A 20,931-nucleotide genomic window follows, 5' to 3' on the forward strand; every position below is an offset into this window, starting at 1 on the left:
TGCTCAACGGCGCCACGCCATGAGCGATAACCCGTGGCTCGCCGCACTGACGACGCTGTTCATGTGGTGGTTCTCCACTGGCGTCATTCTGTGGCGGGTGCGGGTGGCCGACAATGGCACGGCGCAAGATCATCTGAACTCGGTGATCATCGGCCTGCCCCTACTGGCGATCGGCTTTGCCGCCGCACGCGCGTCCTTGCCTGACCTTTCGGCCAACGGCATCTACCTTGCCTTCCTTGCCGCCCTCGCCCTTTGGGCATGGATCGAACTCGCCTTCCTGTCCGGCATCATCACCGGCCCAAACCGCGCGCCCTGCCCCGCCTTCACGACCGCAACCGACCGCTTCTGGCGCGCCGTCGGCACCATCGCCTGGCACGAACTGACCCTGATCGCCACCCTGACGGCCCTTGGGCTCGCCTCACTCCACGCCGCCAACCCCTTCGCCTTTGGCACCTTCGCGCTGCTGTTCATCGCCCGCGTCTTTGCCAAGCTGAACCTGTTCCTCGGCGTGCCGCGCATCAACACGCAGTTTCTGCCCCGGCCCTTGGCGCACCTTGCCAGCTACTTCCGCATCGGCCGCATCACCGCTTTCTTCCCGATCTCGATCTCCGCCCTGACCGTAGGCTCTGCGCTGCTGCTGGAACGCGCGATCAACGTGACACATCCCGGCATGTCGTTGGGCTATGCCCTGCTGACCTGCCTGTGCCTGCTGGCCCTGCTGGAGCACTGGTTCATGGTGCTGCCGCTGCCCGATGAAAAACTGTGGCGCTGGATGATTCCGGCCCGCAAATCCCTCTCGCTGACCCCACAAAAAGACCATCTCGAGGATGCCAATGGACTTTGATCAGATTTTCCACAGCCAGCTTGATGCCCTGAAAGCCGAAGGCAATTACCGCTCGTTTGCCGAATTGGAACGCAAACGCGGTGCCTTTCCGCGCGCGGATAACCACAAAGATGGCGCGGTGTCAGAGATCACCGTCTGGTGTTCCAATGATTACCTCGGCATGGGCCAACACCCCGCAGTCGTCAAAGCCATGGTCGATTGTGTGCAAACCAGCGGCACCGGATCAGGCGGCACCCGCAATATATCGGGCAACAACCACAAACACCTGCTGTTAGAGGCTGAACTGGCCGATCTGCACGGCAAGGCCGCAGCGCTGCTGTTCACCTCGGGCTATGTGTCAAACTGGGCGGCGCTGTCGACGCTGGGCAGCCGTATTCCGAATGCGGTGATTGTGTCTGATGCGGGCAACCATGCCAGCATGATCGAAGGCATCCGCCATTCCCGCGCCGACAAGGTGATCTGGAAGCACAACGACTGGCGCGATCTTGACCGCAAACTGCACGCCGTCGGCGACCGCCCCAAGATCGTGGCGTTTGAGAGCGTCTATTCGATGGATGGCGACATCGCGCCGATCAAAGAGATCATCGAAGTCGCCAAAGCCCATGGTGCGCTGACCTATATTGATGAGGTTCACGCGGTTGGCATGTATGGCCCGCGCGGCGGTGGCGTGTCTGAACGCGAAGGGCTGGCCGATCAGATTGACCTGATCGAAGGCACGCTTGGCAAGGCTTACGGCGTCGTTGGCGGATACATCACCGGATCGGCGGCGCTCTGCGATTTCATCCGCAGCTTTGCCTCGGGCTTCATCTTCACCACCGCCTTGCCGCCCGCCGTCGCCGCTGCTGCAACGGCTTCGATCCAGCACCTGAAAACCAGCGATACCGAACGTCTGCGCCAGCGCGAGCAAGTCGCCAAACTGCGCGCCAAGCTGGACCGCTTGGGCATCCCGCATATGGCCAATGACAGCCATATCATCCCGGTGATGATCGGCGACCCGATAAAATGCCGGATGATCAGCGACATTCTGATGCGCGACTGGGGCATCTATGTGCAGCCGATCAACTACCCCACCGTCGCCAAAGGCACCGAGCGTCTGCGCATCACGCCCTCGCCCTGCCACACCGACGCCGATATCGACCATCTGGCCAACGCGCTTTCCGCGCTGTGGCACCGCTGCGCGATCTCACATGCCGTGGCTTAAATCACGTTCATTTGAAGGTGCCGACCTGATCCAGATCGGTGTTTCAAGCGTATAACAATCAAAGTGAACAGGGAGGTTCCTGATGAAATCCAAACTCGCCATATTTGCGGTCTTGGCAACCGCTGCTGCCCCGGCCTTTGCCGCAGGGGATGCAACCAAAGGCGAAGCAGTCTTTAAGCAGTGTCAGACTTGCCACTCGGTGATGGACGAGACAGGCAAGCTCGTGGCAGGCAAAGGTGCCAAGACTGGCCCCAACCTTTATGGTGTGTTCGGTCGTCAGGTCGGCAGCTATCCCGATTTCAAATACGGCGACTCGATTGTTGCCGCCGGCAAAACCGGTTTGGTCTGGGATGAGGCGAGCTTTGTTGATTATGTCCAAGACCCGTCCAACCACTGGAAAACCGTCCTGGGCGACAAGAGTGCGAAGTCAAAGATGATGTTCAAGGTGAAGAACGCAGCTGTGGCAGAAGACGTTTACGCCTATCTGATCCAGTTCAGCCCGAACGCAGGTGCCGCACCGGCCCCGGCTGATCCAGCCGCCGCAGCGCCCGCCGATCCGGCAGCACCTGCGCCCGCGACCACGCCATAAGCCAGCCATAGATGGCAAAACGCAAAGGCCCCCAAGATTTGGGGGCCTTTTGCATTGGCTATCTTAAAGCCAAAACGGCGCTACACTACATATTGTATGTGAAACATCAAAAACCACAAGTCTTTCCCAGCGGGGAAGACATGCCCTTGCGCGCCGACAACACCCACAAGCCCAACCTGCGGAATCTTTGCAAACATAAGACGCTGAAATCAGGCCCGCTTGGCGTGCTGCCGCTGCGGTAATACCTTACGCACCGCATCCGCAATATCGGCCACCGTCAGCCCCGCATCGGCATACATCGCGGCCGGGCTGGATTGTTCAATGAACCGATCCGGCAAGGTCAGCGTGCGCAACCGCAAGCCATGATCGAGGCCCCCCGCGTTCGCCAGATACTGCAACACTTGGCACCCAAAGCCACCGCCCGCACCCTGCTCTACCGTGATGACCGCCGCGTGATGCCGCGCCAGCTGCCCGATCAACGCGGTGTCCAACGGCTTGGCAAAGCGCGCATCCGCCACCGTCACCGACACGCCCTGCGCAGCCAAAGCCTCGGCCGCGAGCAGACATTCCGGCAGATGCGCGCCAAAGCACAGCAGCGCCACATCTGTGCCTTCCCGCAGCACACGGCCACGTCCGATCTCCAGCACCTCACCGCGTTCCGGCATCTGCACGCCCGATCCTTCCCCGCGCGGATAGCGGAACGAGATCGGCCCCGCATCATAGGCGGCAGCGGTGGCAACCATATGCACCAGCTCAGCCTCATCCCCCGCAGCCATCACCACGAATCCCGGCAGGTTTGCGAGGTATCCCACATCAAACGCCCCGGCATGGGTCGCGCCATCCGCCCCCACCAGCCCGGCCCGATCAATCGCAAACCGCACCGGCAAGCCCTGCAAGGCCACGTCATGCACGATCTGATCATAGCCGCGCTGCAAGAACGTCGAGTATATCGCCACAAATGGCTTCAACCCTGAAGCCGCCATCCCAGCCGCAAACGTCACGCCATGCTGCTCAGCAATCCCCACATCAAACACCCGCGCCGGAAACCGCGCCGCCATCATGTCCAACCCGGTGCCAGAAGGCATCGCCGCCGTCACAGCCACAATACGGCCATCCCGCGCAGCCTCATCCGTCAAAGCCTTGCCGAACACCGAAGTATAAGCGGGCGCGTTGGATTTCGACTTCGCCTGCGTGCCCGAAATCACATCGAACTTCGCGACGCCGTGATATTTGTCGGCAGCACTTTCCGCCGGAGCATAGCCCTTGCCCTTCACCGTCACCGCATGGATCAGCACCGGCCCCGTCGCGCGGGTTTTCGCCGCCCGCAATGTCGCCAGCAATTCCGGCATGTCATGCCCATCAATCGGCCCGATGTAGGTAAAGCCCAATTCCTCAAACAAGGTGCCGCCCCCTGGCATCCCAGTCACCAGCGCCCGCGCGCGGCGTGCGCCATCGCGCAAGGGGCCGGGCAAAGCCGCCTCAAAGCCTTCTGCCATGCCACGCAGCGCCGCAAAAGGCGCATGGGCCGACAAGCCGTTGAGGTATTTGTTCAGCGCGCCCACTGGCGGCGCGATGCTCATGTCATTGTCGTTCAGAATGACGAACAGCCGCTTGCCCAGATGGCCTGCCGCGTTCATCGCCTCGTAGGCCATGCCCGCCGTGATCGCGCCATCGCCAATCACCGCAATCGCATCGCCGGTGGGCTGGCCCATATCACGGCCAATGGTAAACCCCAAAGCCGCCGAAATGCTGGTGCTGGAATGCGCCGCCCCAAACGGATCATATTCAGACTCCGACCGTTTGGTGAAGCCCGAAAGCCCGCCGCCCTGCCGCAAACTGCGCATCCGCGCCCGCCGCGCCGTCAGGATCTTGTGCGGATAGCACTGATGCCCAACATCCCAGATCAGCTTGTCCACCGGCGTGTTGAACACCGCATGGATCGCCACCGACAACTCCACCACACCCAGCGACGACCCCAGATGCCCGCCCGTTTCCGACACCACCGAAATCACCTCGGCCCGCAATTCATCGGCCAGCCGGGAAAGGTCCGCGTCGCTCATCCCCCGCAAATCTGCAGGCGTGTTCACGGTATCAAGCAGCGGAGTGTCCTTTGGCATGGCTGTGGCCTTTGCTATGAAAAAAGGTGCCGGGTGTAGACCACACGGCACCAGGGTCCTGTTGCCATTCAGGAGGGAACCGGGCTGTGGAGGTGCCCAGAGTTTGGGCCGGCATATGGCCCCAACCTTGTTGCAGGTCTGGGAACATCCTGTTGCCAGACCCGGTTTTCATCACACGATCCGGGCCGCAGGCTGGCTGATTTCCAGCCCGGTGTAGGGCGAAGGCGCTTGCTTGCTTTCCTCGGGCAGCAATAGGCTGACACCCCAGATCACCAAAAGCACCACACCCACAATCGCAACCCCAATACCCGCCAGAAGCGCGCCCCAGATCATCTGTCCCAAAGCCCAGACCCGCAGGCGGACCACCGGGGATTCACCCTCATAAAAATGCTCGTCAGACATGATCCATCCTTTCCAGCGATCCGTCAAAGTTCAGTCAAGCGGCGCATAGCCGTGGTCTTGTGCCCAGACAAACCAGTTATCCACCACGGTTCCGGTCAGCAGAATACCAATGCCGCCGGTGATCGGCACCAACACCGCAAACCACCAGGCCCAACGGTGGATACCTTCCATCGTGGCGTTAAAGCCCATCGTCCAGCGCCAGAACAAAGCCGCACGTTCAGAGGCCGTGCCACGATCGACAATCTGCTCCAACTCGCGGTCGCCCCCCAGTCGTGTGACCGAAAGAATGGTCGCGCCATGCATCGCAAACAGCAGGGCCGAGCCATACAGGAACACAATCGAAAGCGCATGGAACGGATTATAGAACAGGTTGCCGTAGGTCAGGCTAAACAGGTTGGTCCAATCCAGATGCGGGAAAATCCCATAAGGCACCGCTTCCGACCAACTGCCCATCAACACCGGGCGGATCAGCCCCAACACCATCACCAGCCATAAGGCGGCGGCAAAGGCCCAGGACACATGCTTGCCCATACCCAAAGCCTCGGCCCGTAGGTAAGTGCGAATCCACCAGCACCACAGAGCGATCAGAAAGAAGAATCCGGCCACCAGAAACAAGCCGCCCTGCATCATAGGTGGCATCCGCAGACCCCACTCCGGTGCGGGAGGCTCCAAGGCCATCCAAAACAGATCGCGCATGAACACCGCCGGGTTAAAGCCCGCCAGATGCCAGAACCAGAAGCCGATGATCAGAAACCAGATCAGCCCGCAGGCCATGCTGATCACCCCGAAGGTGCCCAGATAAACCGGGCCCAACTGGGCGTTGCCAAACCAGCCCATCAGGGTCGAAAATCCGGCAGTCTTGGTGCGGTTCGAAAGATCGACACCTTCGACCATCCCCATTTCAGGCGCTGCACGCACCTGAACTTGGGTGAAAATGTTCTGATACTCAGCCATTGACGCCTCCTGGAATGTTTGCCCAGAATGGAAGTTGCAGCCACCAATTCCACCAATCCACCCATTGATCGAACCAGATCGTGCCCGAGATCAGGATACAGATCGCGCTCCAGAACCCGGCGTTCAGCGCCAGCAGCAGGCCCAGTCGGTGAATCCCCAAAGTGCCCACCGAATAGCCGATCAGATCGCGAAAGAACGTATCCTCGTGATCGGGCGTCTTCATCACCTGACCGCGGCCCGGGTTCGCCGCCGACAGGACCAACCCGCCATGCAAAGCCAGCGCAAAGCAGTTGGTGAAGAAGAAGCTGACCGCAAGCATATGCACGGGATTGTAGTGAAAGTTGCCATAGGTGTAGCCGGTGTTGCTGACCCAATCGAGGTGGCTGAAGATGCCATAGGGAAACGCATAACCCCAAGCCCCCATCAGAATTGGCCGGATCACCGTCAGCGTGATATAAGCAAAAATCGCTACACCAAACGCAATCGGCACATGCAGGCCAATGCCCAGCTTGCGGCAAATTTCAACCTCACGCAGCGCCCAGCTGATAAATGATCCAGCCGCGCACATCGTGATGATCTGCCACAACCCACCTTGCATCAGCGGCGCAAACGCCAAGCCATTTTCAATCGGCGGCGGATTGATCGAGATCAGCCACGGATTCCAGGTTGGCCCCATCGCCGCGCCATAAAAGATCAGCATGGTGCCGAGGGCCGCGAAGAAGAAGGTCGTGACCCCAAAGAAGCCGACGTAGAACGGTCCAACCCAAAAGTCGAACAGGTTCCCGCCGATCAGCGTGCCACCCGGCACGCGGTATTTTCGTTCGAAGCTGAGCAGTGCCATGCTTCCCTCTCCGCGGTTGGACGGATCAGCCACCTTGCACCCGCAAAGCCCCGCGACCGTCTATTGTTCTTGTAAGTTTGATTTGGTGCGGCCGATTGAAGCCGCCCGCACCAAGTGCAAGCCCCTGTCAAGGAGCCGGTGCAGCAACCACAGGCGCATAGCCATGCTTGGCCGCCGCGATGTCGAACCAGTTGTAGGCCGGGTTCGACAGCAGGACGAGATGGATCATCACTGCCAAAAGGAAGAGGAAAACCCCCTGCGCCACGAAAACGCGACGCGGATCAAAAATCAGCCAGATCTTGTAGAACTTGCTCATGTCTCGATCCCCCCTTAAAACCACGGACGCCAGATGAACACGGCCACATGCGCGATCACGGCGATGGTTGTGAACAACCAAAGCCCGCTCATGTAGACCGAGTGCAGCTCTTGCGCCTGCTGGTCAGTTAAACCTGTGAAAGACAGGTCGGTTCTATCAGCCATAGTACCCTCCGGATATTCGGACTGACGCCGCATTCCCTGCGGCCGGGCCACGGTGGGCGGAATGCCCCTCCGATGTTTCGCCACCCCGTTGCCGAAGGGGCGAATTGCGTGTGCGGATGGTTATCCGCGAAAAATCATAGGTGTGATCGCTTCCGCATCTTTCAGTGCGCGCTGCATCGGCCCCAGCCGGGGAAACTTGGCGTGTCGCACGGTTTGCAGCAGCCAACCCATCACATGCGGCAGCAGCGCCAGGCTGAAGATCAGCGCAAAATAGATGACGAACTCGGTCTTATTCACACGCTTGACCTGATGCAGATCACCGTTTGCGGTGTAATCGCTCATGTTCTCTCTCCCTGAGGTGACGAAAGGGCCACGCCGGGCAGCCCCTCCACGGTTTCACGCACCACACGTTCGGCACCGGAATCCAGCGCAGCCTTTTCGGCTGCATCGCGCAAAGACCGCGCGGCGCTGATCCGGGTCAGGATCGGGTGAGTGTTTACAATGCGGTCCAAAGCCGCCTGCGCATCGACATCCCAAGGGAAATCGCGCCGCAATGTCGTGGGGGTGGCCGCTGCCGAATCCATCTCAGTGCCCAGCGGCAGGATGTGGAACAGCGCGTCAAACAGGCTGTTGCACACCTCTTGCAAGATCCACACCGCGCCCGCATAGCCCATCGCAGGCGTGCCAGTTGCACGGCGGATCGCAGCACCGGGGAACGACGCCGCAATGAAACTGGGTGCAGGCCCAAAGCCGCCCTTCAGTTCCGCCAGATACATCTTCTCGTTGATCGAGCCCATCACCACCAGAGGCCGGTGCTGTTTCAACAGCCCTCGGATCGCCTCGTTGTTGGTCTTTTTTCCCGGCTCGCGCGCTACGGCAAAGGCACAAGGCAGGCCCAGATCAGCCTCAAGATAGTTGCGGATGCCACGCGCATAAGTCTCGGTTGCCACAATCGCAAAAGACGCGGTTGCGAAGAAATCTTGTGTAACAGACCGCCACAAATCCCACACAGGCTTGAGCGTCGAATGCTTTTCCCGCTCGATGAACGGCTCGGGATCAAGCCCCAGCATTTCGCCCAGTTTGCGCAGGAACTTCGTTGTGCTGTCCACGCCAATCGGCGCTTGCAGATAAGGCTTGCCCAGCACTTCCGCCAAACCCCGACCAAACTCGCGATACATCACGATATTGGCGTCAGCGTTGACCAGATTGCGCATCTCGGCCACATGGGCACCAAGCGGCATCACCATGTTGACCTCGGCCCCGATGCCTTCGACCAAGCGGCGAAGTTCGTGCAGATCGCTGGCCATGTTGAACACGCCATACATCGGCCCCAGCAGATTGACGCGGGGCTTTGCGCCCTCGGCCCGCTTGGTCTCCGGCGGCATCCGGCCCTTGGTCATGGCAAATTCGGTGAAAATCCAAGTCATTGCCCGGTCAGCAGTCTGCCACTGATCCTCATCAATCGTGCGCGGCAAAAACCGTTGAATGTTGGTGCCAACAGGCGTCACCCCGCCGCCGATCATCTCGGCAATGGAACCCGTGACCACCACCGCAGGCAAAGCCGGATCAAGCGTTTTCCACGCACGCGCCATCGAGGCCTCGGTGCCAGAGGTCATCTCATCCTCGCCCAAGCCCGTCACCACGATCGGCAACTCATGCGGCGGCAGCGCGTCTGTGTAATGCAGCACCGATGTCACCGGCAGGTTTTCACAGCCCACCGGGCCGTCGATCACCACTTGCAGCCCCTTGACGGCGCAGAACGCATAAACCGCCCCCCAGTAGCCCCCTGCGCGGTCATGATCCTGCACCAGCATCAGATCATCTCCTCGGCTTTGGCAGCGCGGGCGAGTTTGTCCAATTTCTTCTGATGCACGGCGCGGAAATCGGGGCGCAGGTTGGGCGCACCCTCCCAGATGCCAGCGGTATCGCCGTGGCCTACACCTTCGAAGAATGTTTTCATCGTTTCCATCCGGGCGCGTCCGGCGATGGCGGCATTGACCACCTGCCCCAAAGACCCCGCCCCCGCTGGCCCCATCAAAGGCCGCGCGGAAATCAGGTTGGTGAAATAAAGGCTTGGAATCGCCAGCTCTTTCGCTTTCTGCACCAGCGGCGTTGTCCCCACCGCCAGATCAGGCCGGATCGCCATCATCGCGCTGGCATCATCCTCAAGCGAGGCGCGGAATTTCACCCGTGTGCCCTTGGCTTCCAACCATTCCAGATCGGCAGCACTCCAAGGGGTTTTCGGGCAAGCGGTGCCGACATAAGGCACGTTCGCACCGGATTCGATCAGCAGCCTAGCCACCAGCAATTCAGAACCTTCATAACCCGAAAGCGTGATGGTGCCCTTGATCGGATTGGCCGCCAGTGCCGCCTTGATCGCGGGAAGAAACGCGTTCTGTGCCGCAGCAATCCGCGCAGGATCAACGTTATACGCCGCTCCAATCGCCGCCAGCCAAGCCGCCGTGCCGTCATACCCGACCGGGGCGGAGCCTACAATCTTACGCCCAGCCGTCTGGAACTCGCGCACCGCCGCCGTATAGAACGGATGGATCGCAGCCACCACATCGCAGTCAAGTGCTGCATACAACTCCCGCCACTCGCGGCACGGCACCATCGGCCCTGCGGCCAATCCCATTGGGGCCAACATCGCGCCCAGCATCATCGGATCGGCTGGAAACATCTCGCCCAACAGGGCCACTTGCGGGCGATCTGACCGACCCTGCGCAGGGGCCGCCACCGGCCCCGCCTCAATCTCGGCCCGCGCATATTTTAGCATCGCACCAGCCAGAACGTCTTTAGCCTCGGCATGGGTCGGGATGCCAAAGCCGGGCACATCAATGCCGACAATCCGCACGCCATTGATTTCGCTTGGCAAAAGTTTCAGCGGCACACCGCTGGCTGTCGGCACGCACAGGTTGGTCACCACCACCGCATCATAACGGTCCGGGTCAGCCAGTTCATGCACCGCATCGCGGATGTCTTCAAACAGCTTGCCCGTCACCAGGGATTCCGAGTTGAACGGCACATAGCCCACCGACCGCCGCGCACCGTAAAAGTGCGACACAAACGTCAGCCCATACACACAGCAGGCCGACCCCGACAGAATAGTCGCCACCCGCCGCATCCGCAGTCCCACGCGCAAGCTGCCAAACGCCGGGCACATGCTTTGCGGTTTATCATGCGGGCCTTGCGGATAATCCGCCGCGTATTGATCGAGCAGCTCCGAATTGCCCGCAGCGCGCGCCGCCGCTTCCATCGTCGCCGCCCCGGCATGACAGCCCATACCATCGACGGGCGCGCTGACCTGCGGTTGCGGTTCGGGCTGGCCCGCCGCAAGCTGTGTCAGCGGCGCGTCATGGGCGCTGTCATAGCCGATTTCAGTCATTTCGCACCCGTGAGGCGGCGCAATGCGGCTTCCAACTCGGCAAGGCGATCAAGATCAAACATGGTCATACACCACTTCCAGCGATTTCTTCAGAACGGCATTCTTGCCGCGCATGTCCGCATCGGTGGCCGGGGTCAGCACAAACGCGGCCCCGGTGGCTTCAGCCGAGAACAACCCCAGCAAGCCATCCTGATTAAGCGGTGCAGGCCGCACGGGTGGCGCGATGCCCACCGCATCGGCAAGTGCCGCAAACATCGGGCCCCACTGCGACTCATAGCTACCAACAATCTGATAATTCGCGCTTTTCTTGCGCAGATCGTCATCTTGCGGGATCGCCGCCAGCACCGGAATCTTCACCGCCTCCGCAAAGGCCGCAGCCTCGCCAGTGCCATCATCCTTGTTGATCACCAGCCCCGCGATGCCGACATTGCCGCCCATCTTGCGGAAATATTCCACCGCCGAGCAGACGTTATTGGCGACATACAGCGATTGCAGATCGTTCGACGCGACCAGAATAACCTTCTGCGCCATGTCACGGGCAATCGGCAAACCAAAGCCGCCGCAGACCACATCGCCGAGGAAATCGAGCAGCACATAGTCGAAATCCCAGTCATGGAACCCCAGCTTTTCCAGCAGCTCAAAGCCGTGGATAATACCGCGCCCGCCACAACCCCGGCCCACTTCTGGCCCGCCAAGTTCCATCGCGAACACACCGCCACGCTTGAAGCAAACGTCACCGATCTTCACTTCTTCCCCCGCCAGCTTTTTCTTCGACGAGGTTTCAATGATCGTCGGGCAAGCCTTGCCGCCAAACAGCAGGCTGGTGGTGTCAGATTTTGGATCGCAACCGATCAGCAGCACCCGCTTGCCCATCTCGGCCATCATGTGGGAAAGGTTCGCCAAAGTGAACGATTTCCCGATGCCACCTTTGCCATAAATCGCGATGATCTGGGTTTTCTTGGTCGGTGCGCCCTGTGGAATTTCCAACGAAGGTTCCTGATGCGCTTCTTCGCGCAGCCGATTGTCGAAATCGACAAGATTCGGAATATCAAGCGTCATGCGTGGCCCTTCCAGTCGAGTATCATTTTAAGGCAGTTGGGGTCAGTGAAAGCAGTCTCATAGGCCTCAGCTGCCCCTGCGGCGGCACGGGTGTGCGTCACCAGTCCAGCCAAGGAAAGTGCCCCGGATTCAACAAGTTGGCGAGTGGCTACCATGTCATCAGCAGCCCATTCGGCCGCAATGCGGAACCGCGCCTCTTTCATAAAAGCGGGCGGGAAGGCGAAGGAAATAGGCGCGGTATAGAAGCCCGCCAGTACCACCTCACCGCCCTTTTTGATCCGCCCGATCAGGCTGTTCAGCAGATCAGCCGCACCTGAGGCATCATAAATCGCAGCATAATCGCGGCGCGGATCGGTCTCGGGCAGCACAACCTGATAGCCTTCCGCACCCGCGTGGCGAGCCAGATCCGTCTCCCAAACTGTTGGAGGTAGCGCGCCCGCAGCAACCGTCAACCGCGCCAGAAGCCGCCCCAAAACGCCGTGCCCCACGATCAGATCCGGCAAAGCCCGGTCAAACCCGGCCAGCGCATGACGCGCGGTTGCAGCCAAGGCCAGCAAAGCACCCTCGGCCCCCAAGGCACGGTCAATCCGCGTAACCCGCGCACCAGGTGTAACGAGCATCTGCGATGCCGCCCCAAATAGCCCGCGCATAGGACCTGCCTCGGTCGCCTCAAAGCAATTCGCACCGGGGACGAACACATGCTCGCCCACCCGGAAACCCGATTCAGGCCCAGCCTCTACCACCTCGCCCGCAGCCTCGTAGCCCGGCACCAGCGGATAGCCCATGCCCGGAAACGGCGGCATCGTGCCGGACCAAAAAAGTTTTTCAGTTCCCGTGGAAATGCCAGAATACGCGATCTGCACCACGACATCTGCCAGTCCCGGCGGCGTCAGCGACAACTGACCCAATGAGAGGTTTTTCGGCCCTGACAGTATGATTGCATTGGTTTTCACGGTCACTCCCCGGATGGCCAAAGTGAGTCTTTTGACAAGACCAAACCCCGCACCATCCTCTTACTGTCATTCTAGACTTACAGATTAAACTGTCAAACTAAATTGACACCGTCGGTCACTTCTCTTTGAAGTCAGACCCGGATTGCCGTGATGACGGAGGTGATAAATAGTCGAAAGCCCACATGAATACAGATGCTTGCAAAGCCTGCTGCTTGCAAAAGATCTGAAATTTCACTGGCTGATCGGGTGCGCCCGGTTTGCATCGCCAAAGTGTAAACTGCAAAGTACACATCGGTTGCGCGATTGGGCATGGCCCCGCCTGACATGGGTTCCGAGATGATCAACCGCCCACCCACAGGCAAAGCCGCATGCACAGCCCGCAACAACCGCAGCACTGTCGAATTATCGTGATCATAGAGCACCCGCACCAAGCTAATCGCGTCAGCCCCCACGGGCAACGGATCATCCCGAAAGCTGCCGGGGTGCAGCGTCAGCCGATCAGAAAACCCCGAGGCCGCCAAGCGCTGCCGCGCACCCTCCAGCACCATGGGCAGGTCAAAGAGATCAAGCTGCACCTGCGGATAAGCTGTGCCAACCGCCGCCAAAAACGCGCCCGTGCCGCCGCCGACATCCATCAGCCGCGTCACACCCGACAGGTTGATCATCCGCAACGTGTCCTCGGCCACCAGCACCTGACTTTCCGCCATCAGCTCGGAATAGGTCGCCGTCACCTGCGGATCGACCGCCCCCGCTGCGCCAAAAACATAGGGCCAGAATCGCGCAAGCTGGGTATCGCGGCCATCGCGCCAGAAGGTCGCCGGGTCGGCCAGATCGGAATAAAGCGCGCGGTGATGCAGAATCATCGCCTGCAACCCCGGCACGCCAAGCAGCGATGCGCCACGCAAGGCCAGACCAAAACGGCCATCGCGGTGACGCTTCAACAGCCCCAGGCCCGCCCCCGCTTGCAGCAAAATCTGCATCCGCTCAGACGGCACCGCACACAGCCCTGCGATCTGCGGCACCGCAACCGGACCGTCTTGCAGCAGGTGCAACACCCGCAATTCCACCAGTGCCATCAGCACCTGCGCGTTGACGAACCCTGCCACCACGTCAAACAACGCAGCCCCCTCTGCGCGTGCAATCCGCCGCACGCCGGGGATATGTGCGGCCCAAACCTGAAAGCTGCGCGACGCCGCAAGCCGCAAAAGCCAGCCGCGCCGGAAGGGGTGAAGGCGGGGCAAAACCGTCATGCTAGCGCCGCACGTCGGCCCGCTGCAAAACCGGAGCCACCGGGGTCATCCGTTCGGCATAGCGGCGCACCATATCAGCCAGCATCGCCTCGCCCGGACAAGACGGGATCGAGGCTATCGCCCCACCCAGAATATCCTTCAACCGCCGAATTGCCCCCTGCACCCCCAGCGTGATCACCGCATTGGGCCGCCCATGCGCCGCATCCTGGCCCGCAGGTTTGCCCAAGGTTTCGGCATCATACAGCGCATCGCGCAGATCGTCGGCGACCTGAAACGCCTCACCAATCCGTGCGCCCAGTTCTTCCCACGGCTCGGCATCCTGCCCTGCCGCCAGCGCGCCCATCTGAGTGGCGGCGATGAACAAGGCACCGGTTTTGGCGCGGTGATAGGCGGAGAGATTGATCTGCGCCTCACTCTCCCAGCCTTGGCCGGCGCAAATCCCATACGGCATGCCCGTGCGGCGCGACAGCACGCGGATCATCTGCAAGGCACGGTCAGCGTCTTTACCTGCCGCAGAGGCCAGCACGTCAAACGCCAGCACGATCAGACTATCACCCGTCAACACCGCCAATGGTTCGGAAAACGCGCGATGCACGGTGGCCTTGCCGCGCCTTAGATCAGCATCGTCAAAACAGGGCAGATCGTCATGCACAAGGCTGGCGCAATGGATCAGCTCCAACGCCACCGCCGCCGCATCTGAAAGGGCTGGCCGATCATCGCCGCAGGCCAGTGCCACACTCAGCAGAATCGTCGGCCTGATCCGCGCGCCACCCGGTGTCACCGCATAGTGCAACGCCTGTGCCAGTTTCGCCGGGGCATCCCCAGCCATCGCGCCCCGCAATACCTGCGCTGTCGCCGCGTCAAGCCGTTCGTCGATCTTCATATCAAAGCTCCTCAACGGCCGGATGTCCGGCGGGTCTATCAGAAAGTGTCAATATAAAATGACACATATATGTAAATCATACTGGACATTTTCTTTCCGCAAGTCAACAATCAGACATGGCAGCAACACGGCAAAAAATCATCGTGATCGGCGCAGGGATGGGCGGGCTTAGCGCCGCCATTCGCTTGGCTGCGGCTGGGATGCAGGTGACTTTGGTTGAGGCACAAGGCTATCCCGGCGGCAAGATGCGCAGCTTGGCGTCGGGGGCGGGGCCGATTGATGCGGGGCCGACGGTTTTGACCTTGCGGGTGGTGTTTGATGATCTTTTCGCGGTGGCGGGAGAAAATCTGGACGATCACCTGACACTTGTACCGCAACCCTTGCTGGCACGGCACTGGTGGTTGGAGGGCGGGCGGTTGGATTTGTTTGCCGATCCGGGCCAAAGTGGGGCTGCGATTGCGGATTTTGCGGGACCAAAGGCAGAGGCGGAATTTCACCACTTCAATCGTCAATCCGCCCAGCTTTACAAGGCGTTTGAACGGCCAATGCTGCACGCGATGCGGCCTGACCTTGCGGGCATTGCGCTGAACGCGTTGCGGGCGCCTGCGATTTGGCAGGCACTTTTGCCGCAGCGCAGTTTGGCGCGGCATTTGGCGGGAAGTTTCAGTGATCCACGTTTAAGGCAGTTGTTTGGGCGCTATGCCACCTATGTCGGGGGTGCGCCAGATTTGTCGCCTGCGGTGCTGGCGCTGATCTGGCAGGCCGAGGCGCGCGGGGTTTGGGCGGTGCTGGGGGGGATGCATCATCTGGCCCGCGCTTTGGCGGAGTTGGCCATTCGGTTGGGGGTGACGATTCGGTATGGCACCTCGGCCTTGAAAATCTTGCGGCAGGCGGGGCGTGTCACGGAAGTGGTGCTGTCAGATGGGCGCGGCATGAAATGCGATGCGGTGGTGTTCAATGGCGATCCGGCGGCGCTTTTGGCGGGGTTGTTGGGCAACGGGGCGCAGCAGGCTTTGAAACCGATTGCGGCGCATCCGCGTAGTTTGTCGGCTTGGGTCTGGTCGTTTGCTGCCACCCCCGCCCCATTCGATCTGGTGCATCACAACGTGTTTTTCGGCAGCGACCCCGCGCGCGAATTTGGGCCGATCCGCCAAGGTCGGATGCCGGATGAGGCGACGCTGTATATCTGCGCGCAGGATCGTGCGGTGCCGGATTTCACAAATTCAGGGCCGGAGCGGTTTGAGATCATCATGAACGCCCCCGCCAAAACCAGTCTTTCCCCGCATGAGGTTTCCGAATGTCGCAGCAAAACCTTTCCGCAACTGGCCAAGTTCGGTCTGACGTTTTCGCCGCAACCAGCCGACCAGACGCTGATGACACCGCAGGGGTTTGCGGGGCTGTTTCCGGGCTCGCAGGGGGCGCTTTACGGGCGCAGTCCGCAAAGCCTTATGGCGAGTTTTCAGCGTCCCGGCGCGCGGACACGGGTGCAGGGGTTGTATCTGGCGGGGGGCGGGGCGCATCCGGGGGCGGGGGTGCCGATGGCGGCCTTATCCGGCAAGCACGCGGCCGAGGCGATGTTGAGCGACCTGACTTCGGATGCGTCGTGGCCCCGGACGGCTATGCGTGGTGGTATGTCGATGGTGTCTCGGCTGACGGGACGCGCGCAGTCTCGGTGATTGGCTTTATCGGATCGGTGTTCTCGCCTTGGTATGCGTGGTCGGGGCGGCGTGATCCGGCCAATCATTGCTGCATCAATGTGGTGACTTATGGGCCGGGTGGGCGCTTTACGATGACAGACCGGGGGCGGGCTGCTTTGCGGCAAAGTCGCGATGCGTTGCAGATCGGGCCTAGCCGGATGTCGTGGCAGAACGGCACTCTGGTGATTGATGTGAATGAGGTGTCTGGCCTGCCGATCATTTCGCGGGTGCAGGGGCAAATCCGGCTGACGCCCTCGGCTGTGACAGAAGTGGAAGCGATGCTGACCCCGGATGCGCGGCATATCTGGCGACCGTTTGCGCCTTCGGCCCGGATCGAGGTGGATCTGTCGCAGGGGCACGCTTGGACGGGGCATGGCTATTTTGACGCCAACTTTGGCCAGGCGGCCCTAGAGGCGGATTTTCAGCGCTGGACATGGGGGCGGTATCCGCGCGCGCATGGCGGGACGACGTGCTTTTATGACGGCATCAGGGCGGATGGATCGACCTTGGCGTTGGGGCTGGATGTGGCGGCGGATGGGTCGGCTGTGCAGATCATGCCGCCGCCGCTTGCGCCGCTGGCCCGCACCGGATGGCGGATCAAGCGCGATACGCGCTGCGATGCGGAGGCCGTGCCGCGCCAGACCAAGGCGCTGCTGGATGCGCCGTTTTACAGCCGATCAGTGGTGCAAACCCAGATCGAGGGCGAGACGGTGACGGGGGTGCATGAGGCATTGGACCTTGCGCGGTTCCGATCCCCGCTGGTGAAAGCGATGCTGGCGTTTCGGGTGCCAAGGCGGGCGGGGTGGCCGTAGGGGTGCCGGAAATTCCTTCCCAGCGGGGAATGACTTGTGTGTTTTGGGACATTTTGGGTGATTTTCCACAAGATGTAGTGGTCTGCCCGCAACATTTGCCGTTTTGCCCGATTTGGCCCGTGACAAATCGGGTCGCGCCTGCCTGCCATCGGCAGGCGCGTTTCCGCGCCAGCCAGTCAGGCGCGCCCCGATTTACATGCGTTGGGTTATTGCACCACACCCCTTGCTCAACGGCTTTCAGCCTTTTGAGCAACTCACCGGAAAACGCTCCACTGGAGCGTTTTCTTTCGGTTCGGGAGGGGCGGCAGATTGTTCGCTTTAGCCTGCGTTGGGGTTCAGGCGCATGACGCTGAAATTCAACGCGCCTGCAATCGTGACCCACAACAGATAGGGCAACAGCATCGCGCCTGCCCAGAAATCGACGCCAAAGAAACTGTAGGTGGTCGCGGCGACCGACAGCCACAGGCAGACCATCACCACCATGGCGGCGCGCAGGCGGTGCAGGCCGAAGAATACTGGCGTCCATAAGGTGTTGAATGCGATCTGTAGCGCCCAAAATGCCAAGGGCTGGGCGTTGCCCACCACACCTGCCACCCGCATCGCGGCATAGGCGATCAGCAGGTAAAGAACCGTCCAGACCACAGGAAACACCCAGTCGCGCGGGGTCCAGCTTGGTTTTTGCAGGCTGTCATACCATGCGCCGGGGTTGAACATCGCACCCGTCGCGGCGGCGGCTCCGCAGGCGGCCAGAAAGGTCAGAAACAGGGGCCAGTCCATCGGGGTCGCTCCAAAAAAGGTGGTTTGAAGCTAGGTCATATCCCGGCGCGATCCAAGGGTCTGCGAGCGCGATCTTTGGATTCAAGTTGTGAAAGGGCGGAAAAAAGCGCCTCGGATCGGCTGAAGCGGGCTGATTTGCGGGCGGCGGCCTCGACAAGGAAGGCGGTTTCCGGGCGGGCGGGGGCGTGCAACAACGCCGATCCGGGCAGCAGGGTTGAGGCTGCGGTGCGGGTCAGCGACAGGCCCAGCCAGCCGAGTTTTTGCCAGCCATTGGTGCGGGCGCGGGCGGTGATGCTGTCATATCCGTTGCGCGCCACAGCGCCGCCGATACCGGCATAGACATGGCGGGCGGCGTAGATGCCGGGGCGGCAGGTCAGCGGGAGTGCGGAAATCCCGGCCTCGGAATGTTGGTAAAGCGCGCGGGCTTCGGTCAGCAGGCGTTGGGTCAGCGCGCGCAGGGCGGGGGTGGCTTCCGAGTTATGCAGGAAGGCGGCGGGGGTGATGCGGGCTTGATCGAGCCATTCGAGCGGCAAATAGAGCCGCCCTGCCCGCGCGTCTTCGCCAATGTCGCGGGCGATGTTGGTCAGTTGCATGGCAAGTCCCAGATCGCAGGCGCGCGCCAAGGCATCGGCGTCGCGCACCCGCATCAGCACGCACATCATCGCGCCCACCGCACTGGCGACGCGGGCGCAGTAGGATAGCAGGTCGGGCAGGGTTTGGTATTGGCGGCCAAAGGCATCCCAGGCGAGGCCTTCGAGCAGAGCGTCTGGCAGGGCGCGCGGCATCTCGAAATCCTCAACCACGGCGGCGAAGGCACGATCAGCGGGGGCGTTGCGGGGGCGGCCTGCGTAGACCAGATCAAGGCGGTCGCGCAGGGCGAGCACGGCGGGGGCTTTGTCATCGCTGTCATCCACCGCATCATCGGCGAGGCGGCAGAAAGCATAGAGGGCTAGGGCGGGGTCGCGGACATGGGTGGGCAGCAGGCGGGATGCGGCGTGGAACGACAGCGACCCGGTGCGGATCGCCTCGCGGCAATGGGCCATGTCGGCGGGGGCGATCATTCGGCTGCCATGCGGATTGGGGCGGCGCGGGGGGCGTCGGGGACGAGGGTGCCGAGGACTTCGGCGCTGGCGATCACCCCCGGCAGGCCCGCGCCGGGATGGGTGCCTGCGCCGACGAGGTATAGGCCTTTGGCTTCCTCGGATACGTTATGCGGGCGGAACCACGCGGATTGCAGGATGCGCGGTTCGATGGAAAAGCCACTGCCGAAGGGCGACAGGTAGCGGGTTTGAAAGCTGTTGGGGGTGAACACCAGTTGCTCGGACAGATGGTCGCCAAGGCCGGGGAGCAGGCGGTCTTCCAGCATCTTTTGCATTTTCTGGCGGTAGGGTTCGGCCTCGGTTGCCCAATCGGTGTCGCCGATACCCAGATGCGGCACGGGGGAGAGGGCGTAGAAGGTGTCGTCGCCCAACGGGGCAACCGACGGATCGGTGACAGAGGGGCGGTGGACGTAAAGGCTCATGTCGTCGGCGAGTTTGCCGCGGATGAAGATATCGCGGATGTGGTCCTTGTAGCGGGGGCCAACGAGGATGGTGTGGTGGCCCGCCTCGGGCCATTTCAGGCGAGTGCCTTTGGTGCCGAAATACCAGACGAACAGGCCCATCGACCAGCGTTTGCGCGCGAGTTTGCCGGGGGTCCAGCGTTTGCGGGGGTGGTTGCGCAGCAGGCGGTCATAGGTGTGGCCGGCATCGGCGTTTGAGACCACGATATCGGCGGCGATCACCGCGCCATCGGTCAGGCGGACGCCGGTGGCGCGGCCATTTTCCAGCAGAATTTCATCGACTTCGGCGTTCAGGCGCAGGGTGCCGCCTTGCGCCGTGATCACTCCGGCCATCGCCAAGGCTATCGCCGCGACCCCCCCCATCGCGTAATGGACGCCGAATTCCTTCTCAAGATGGCTGACGAGGATATACATTGAGGTGACGTGAAACGGATCGCCGCCGATGAACAGCGGGTGGAATGACAGCGCGAACCGCAGGCGTTCGTCTTTGACGCGGGATGCGGCATGGGCGTAAACCGATTTGTCAGCGCGCAGCATCGCAAAGGTGGGCAGCACTTTCAGCAAGTCGGCAAAGCGGTGCATCGAGCGGCGGCCAAGGTTTTCAAAGCCGAACCAATAGCGCTTTTCGCTGTCTTTCAGGAATTTGTCATAGCCGGGAAGGTCGCCGGGCGACAGCCGCGCCACCTCGGCCCGCATCGCATCGGTGGATTGGCGGGCGGTGAAGGTGGAGCCATCCTGCCATTGGATCTGATAAAACGCCTCAAGTGCCTTCAGATCAACGTCGCGGTCAAAGTCGCGCCCGCAAGCCGCCCAAAGATCGCGCAGGCCCTGCGGCACGGTCACGATTGTCGGGCCAAGATCAAAGCGGTGGCCGCCTTGGGCAATCGAGGAGCCGCGCCCGCCGGGCATATCCAGCCGGTCAATCACCGTGACGCGGTAGCCTTTTGCCCCCAGCCGCATCGCCGCAGCAAGGCCACCAAGGCCTGCGCCTATTACGATGGCATCGGCCCCAGAGGTTTGGGGAGTGGCTGTGCGGGGGGTTTTGGAATCTGTCAGCATAAAGTCACGATATACTGTCTAGTGTAATTTACAATACTTGCATTTTCATTGTGTAATCCCGCCATTT

General features: G+C 61.3%; 21 protein-coding genes. 5 read left to right on the plus strand and 16 right to left on the minus strand.

What is annotated here, in order from left to right; translation table 11 throughout:
• The first annotated feature begins 19 nt into the window (after positions 1 to 19).
• From puhE to ACP7AP_RS15440, 3 genes are all read left to right on the plus strand, one after another.
• Positions 20 to 844: a putative photosynthetic complex assembly protein PuhE gene (gene puhE, locus ACP7AP_RS15430; RefSeq protein WP_426035314.1), complete on the plus strand. Its 825-nt coding sequence runs from the start codon at positions 20 to 22 to the stop codon at positions 842 to 844.
• Positions 834 to 2,045, plus strand: a complete 1,212-nt coding sequence (hemA, locus tag ACP7AP_RS15435; protein WP_426035316.1) for a 5-aminolevulinate synthase — start codon at positions 834 to 836, stop codon at positions 2,043 to 2,045. Before puhE ends, hemA begins: the two co-directional genes overlap by 11 nt.
• 82 nt (positions 2,046 to 2,127) lie before the next feature.
• Complete coding sequence (locus ACP7AP_RS15440; RefSeq protein ID WP_426035318.1) at positions 2,128 to 2,634, plus strand: c-type cytochrome; 507 nt, start codon at positions 2,128 to 2,130, stop codon at positions 2,632 to 2,634.
• 209 nt (positions 2,635 to 2,843) lie between these two features.
• Here ACP7AP_RS15440 and dxs read toward each other — a convergent pair whose 3' ends face one another.
• The 13 genes from dxs to ACP7AP_RS15505 form a co-directional block, all read right to left on the minus strand.
• Complete coding sequence (dxs, locus tag ACP7AP_RS15445; protein WP_426035322.1) at positions 2,844 to 4,751, minus strand: 1-deoxy-D-xylulose-5-phosphate synthase; 1,908 nt, start codon at positions 4,749 to 4,751, stop codon at positions 2,844 to 2,846.
• Between the two features lie 171 nt (positions 4,752 to 4,922).
• Positions 4,923 to 5,153, minus strand: coding sequence for an RC-LH1 core complex protein PufX (pufX, locus tag ACP7AP_RS15450; RefSeq protein WP_426035324.1), 231 nt, complete (start codon positions 5,151 to 5,153; stop codon positions 4,923 to 4,925).
• A gap of 30 nt (positions 5,154 to 5,183) precedes the next feature.
• A complete protein-coding gene (pufM, locus tag ACP7AP_RS15455; RefSeq protein ID WP_426035326.1) occupies positions 5,184 to 6,107 on the minus strand; it encodes a photosynthetic reaction center subunit M in 924 nt (307 codons plus the stop codon).
• Positions 6,100 to 6,948, minus strand: coding sequence for a photosynthetic reaction center subunit L (gene pufL, locus ACP7AP_RS15460; protein ID WP_426035328.1), 849 nt, complete (start codon positions 6,946 to 6,948; stop codon positions 6,100 to 6,102). Before pufL ends, pufM begins: the two co-directional genes overlap by 8 nt.
• Before the next feature lie 127 nt (positions 6,949 to 7,075).
• Entirely contained in the window at positions 7,076 to 7,264 is a 189-nt protein-coding gene (gene pufA / locus ACP7AP_RS15465; protein WP_304926339.1) for a light-harvesting antenna LH1, alpha subunit, read from the minus strand.
• A 14-nt stretch (positions 7,265 to 7,278) separates the two neighbouring features.
• The gene (gene pufB, locus ACP7AP_RS15470; protein ID WP_304926338.1) at positions 7,279 to 7,428 is read right to left on the minus strand and encodes a light-harvesting antenna LH1, beta subunit; all 150 of its coding nucleotides are present in this window, start codon (positions 7,426 to 7,428) and stop codon (positions 7,279 to 7,281) included.
• A 120-nt stretch (positions 7,429 to 7,548) separates the two neighbouring features.
• Positions 7,549 to 7,770 (minus strand): cytochrome PufQ, encoded by a 222-nt coding sequence (pufQ, locus tag ACP7AP_RS15475; protein WP_426035331.1) that lies wholly within the window; start codon positions 7,768 to 7,770, stop codon positions 7,549 to 7,551.
• On the minus strand, positions 7,767 to 9,242 hold the full coding sequence (gene bchZ, locus ACP7AP_RS15480; protein ID WP_426035333.1) for a chlorophyllide a reductase subunit Z: 1,476 nt from the start codon (positions 9,240 to 9,242) through the stop codon (positions 7,767 to 7,769). Before bchZ ends, pufQ begins: the two co-directional genes overlap by 4 nt.
• A complete protein-coding gene (bchY, locus tag ACP7AP_RS15485; RefSeq protein ID WP_426035335.1) occupies positions 9,242 to 10,813 on the minus strand; it encodes a chlorophyllide a reductase subunit Y in 1,572 nt (523 codons plus the stop codon). Before bchY ends, bchZ begins: the two co-directional genes overlap by 1 nt.
• Before the next feature lie 54 nt (positions 10,814 to 10,867).
• A complete protein-coding gene (locus ACP7AP_RS15490; RefSeq protein WP_426035337.1) occupies positions 10,868 to 11,872 on the minus strand; it encodes a chlorophyllide a reductase iron protein subunit X in 1,005 nt (334 codons plus the stop codon).
• Positions 11,869 to 12,825, minus strand: coding sequence for a chlorophyll synthesis pathway protein BchC (gene bchC / locus ACP7AP_RS15495; RefSeq protein ID WP_426035339.1), 957 nt, complete (start codon positions 12,823 to 12,825; stop codon positions 11,869 to 11,871). The genes ACP7AP_RS15490 and bchC overlap by 4 nt, the downstream gene beginning before the upstream one ends.
• 131 nt (positions 12,826 to 12,956) lie before the next feature.
• Positions 12,957 to 14,066, minus strand: a complete 1,110-nt coding sequence (locus ACP7AP_RS15500; protein WP_426035377.1) for a methyltransferase — start codon at positions 14,064 to 14,066, stop codon at positions 12,957 to 12,959.
• 10 nt (positions 14,067 to 14,076) lie between these two features.
• Positions 14,077 to 14,904 (minus strand): polyprenyl synthetase family protein, encoded by an 828-nt coding sequence (locus ACP7AP_RS15505; protein ID WP_426035379.1) that lies wholly within the window; start codon positions 14,902 to 14,904, stop codon positions 14,077 to 14,079.
• A 170-nt stretch (positions 14,905 to 15,074) separates the two neighbouring features.
• Between ACP7AP_RS15505 and crtD the strand changes: the two genes are divergently transcribed.
• Together crtD and crtC are read left to right on the plus strand one after the other, a co-directional pair.
• Entirely contained in the window at positions 15,075 to 16,634 is a 1,560-nt protein-coding gene (gene crtD, locus ACP7AP_RS15510; protein WP_426035341.1) for a 1-hydroxycarotenoid 3,4-desaturase CrtD, read from the plus strand.
• Entirely contained in the window at positions 16,631 to 17,467 is an 837-nt protein-coding gene (crtC, locus tag ACP7AP_RS15515; protein WP_426035381.1) for a carotenoid 1,2-hydratase, read from the plus strand. Before crtD ends, crtC begins: the two co-directional genes overlap by 4 nt.
• Positions 17,468 to 17,785: 318 nt before the next feature.
• On the opposite strand, the gene tspO is transcribed toward crtC, so the two are convergent.
• From tspO to ACP7AP_RS15530, 3 genes are read right to left on the minus strand one after another with little or no spacing between them, the layout of a single operon-like run.
• Positions 17,786 to 18,244: a tryptophan-rich sensory protein TspO gene (gene tspO, locus ACP7AP_RS15520; protein WP_426035343.1), complete on the minus strand. Its 459-nt coding sequence runs from the start codon at positions 18,242 to 18,244 to the stop codon at positions 17,786 to 17,788.
• Positions 18,245 to 18,279: 35 nt separating this feature from the next.
• Positions 18,280 to 19,305, minus strand: coding sequence for a 15-cis-phytoene synthase (gene crtB, locus ACP7AP_RS15525; RefSeq protein ID WP_426035345.1), 1,026 nt, complete (start codon positions 19,303 to 19,305; stop codon positions 18,280 to 18,282).
• Positions 19,302 to 20,864, minus strand: a complete 1,563-nt coding sequence (locus tag ACP7AP_RS15530; RefSeq protein WP_426035347.1) for a phytoene desaturase — start codon at positions 20,862 to 20,864, stop codon at positions 19,302 to 19,304. The genes crtB and ACP7AP_RS15530 overlap by 4 nt, the downstream gene beginning before the upstream one ends.
• Between the last annotated feature and the right edge of the window lie 67 nt (positions 20,865 to 20,931).

This window comes from Cypionkella sp. TWP1-2-1b2 (genome assembly GCF_049896245.1).
Lineage (GTDB): Bacteria > Pseudomonadota > Alphaproteobacteria > Rhodobacterales > Rhodobacteraceae > Cypionkella.

Bases quoted from the DNA above. Each gene is read 5' to 3' on its own strand.
- puhE (WP_426035314.1), top strand. From the start codon at position 20: ATGAGCGATAACCCGTGGCTCGCCGCACTGACGACGCTGTTCATGTGG.
- hemA (WP_426035316.1), top strand. From the start codon at position 834: ATGGACTTTGATCAGATTTTCCACAGCCAGCTTGATGCCCTGAAAGCC.
- ACP7AP_RS15440 (WP_426035318.1), top strand. From the start codon at position 2,128: ATGAAATCCAAACTCGCCATATTTGCGGTCTTGGCAACCGCTGCTGCC.
- dxs (WP_426035322.1), bottom strand. From the start codon at position 4,751: ATGCCAAAGGACACTCCGCTGCTTGATACCGTGAACACGCCTGCAGAT.
- pufX (WP_426035324.1), bottom strand. From the start codon at position 5,153: ATGTCTGACGAGCATTTTTATGAGGGTGAATCCCCGGTGGTCCGCCTG.
- pufM (WP_426035326.1), bottom strand. From the start codon at position 6,107: ATGGCTGAGTATCAGAACATTTTCACCCAAGTTCAGGTGCGTGCAGCG.
- pufL (WP_426035328.1), bottom strand. From the start codon at position 6,948: ATGGCACTGCTCAGCTTCGAACGAAAATACCGCGTGCCGGGTGGCACG.
- pufA (WP_304926339.1), bottom strand. From the start codon at position 7,264: ATGAGCAAGTTCTACAAGATCTGGCTGATTTTTGATCCGCGTCGCGTT.
- pufB (WP_304926338.1), bottom strand. From the start codon at position 7,428: ATGGCTGATAGAACCGACCTGTCTTTCACAGGTTTAACTGACCAGCAG.
- pufQ (WP_426035331.1), bottom strand. From the start codon at position 7,770: ATGAGCGATTACACCGCAAACGGTGATCTGCATCAGGTCAAGCGTGTG.
- bchZ (WP_426035333.1), bottom strand. From the start codon at position 9,242: ATGCTGGTGCAGGATCATGACCGCGCAGGGGGCTACTGGGGGGCGGTT.
- bchY (WP_426035335.1), bottom strand. From the start codon at position 10,813: ATGACTGAAATCGGCTATGACAGCGCCCATGACGCGCCGCTGACACAG.
- ACP7AP_RS15490 (WP_426035337.1), bottom strand. From the start codon at position 11,872: ATGACGCTTGATATTCCGAATCTTGTCGATTTCGACAATCGGCTGCGC.
- ACP7AP_RS15505 (WP_426035379.1), bottom strand. From the start codon at position 14,904: ATGGCTGGGGATGCCCCGGCGAAACTGGCACAGGCGTTGCACTATGCG.
- crtD (WP_426035341.1), top strand. From the start codon at position 15,075: ATGGCAGCAACACGGCAAAAAATCATCGTGATCGGCGCAGGGATGGGC.
- tspO (WP_426035343.1), bottom strand. From the start codon at position 18,244: ATGGACTGGCCCCTGTTTCTGACCTTTCTGGCCGCCTGCGGAGCCGCC.
- crtB (WP_426035345.1), bottom strand. From the start codon at position 19,305: ATGATCGCCCCCGCCGACATGGCCCATTGCCGCGAGGCGATCCGCACC.
- ACP7AP_RS15530 (WP_426035347.1), bottom strand. From the start codon at position 20,864: ATGCTGACAGATTCCAAAACCCCCCGCACAGCCACTCCCCAAACCTCT.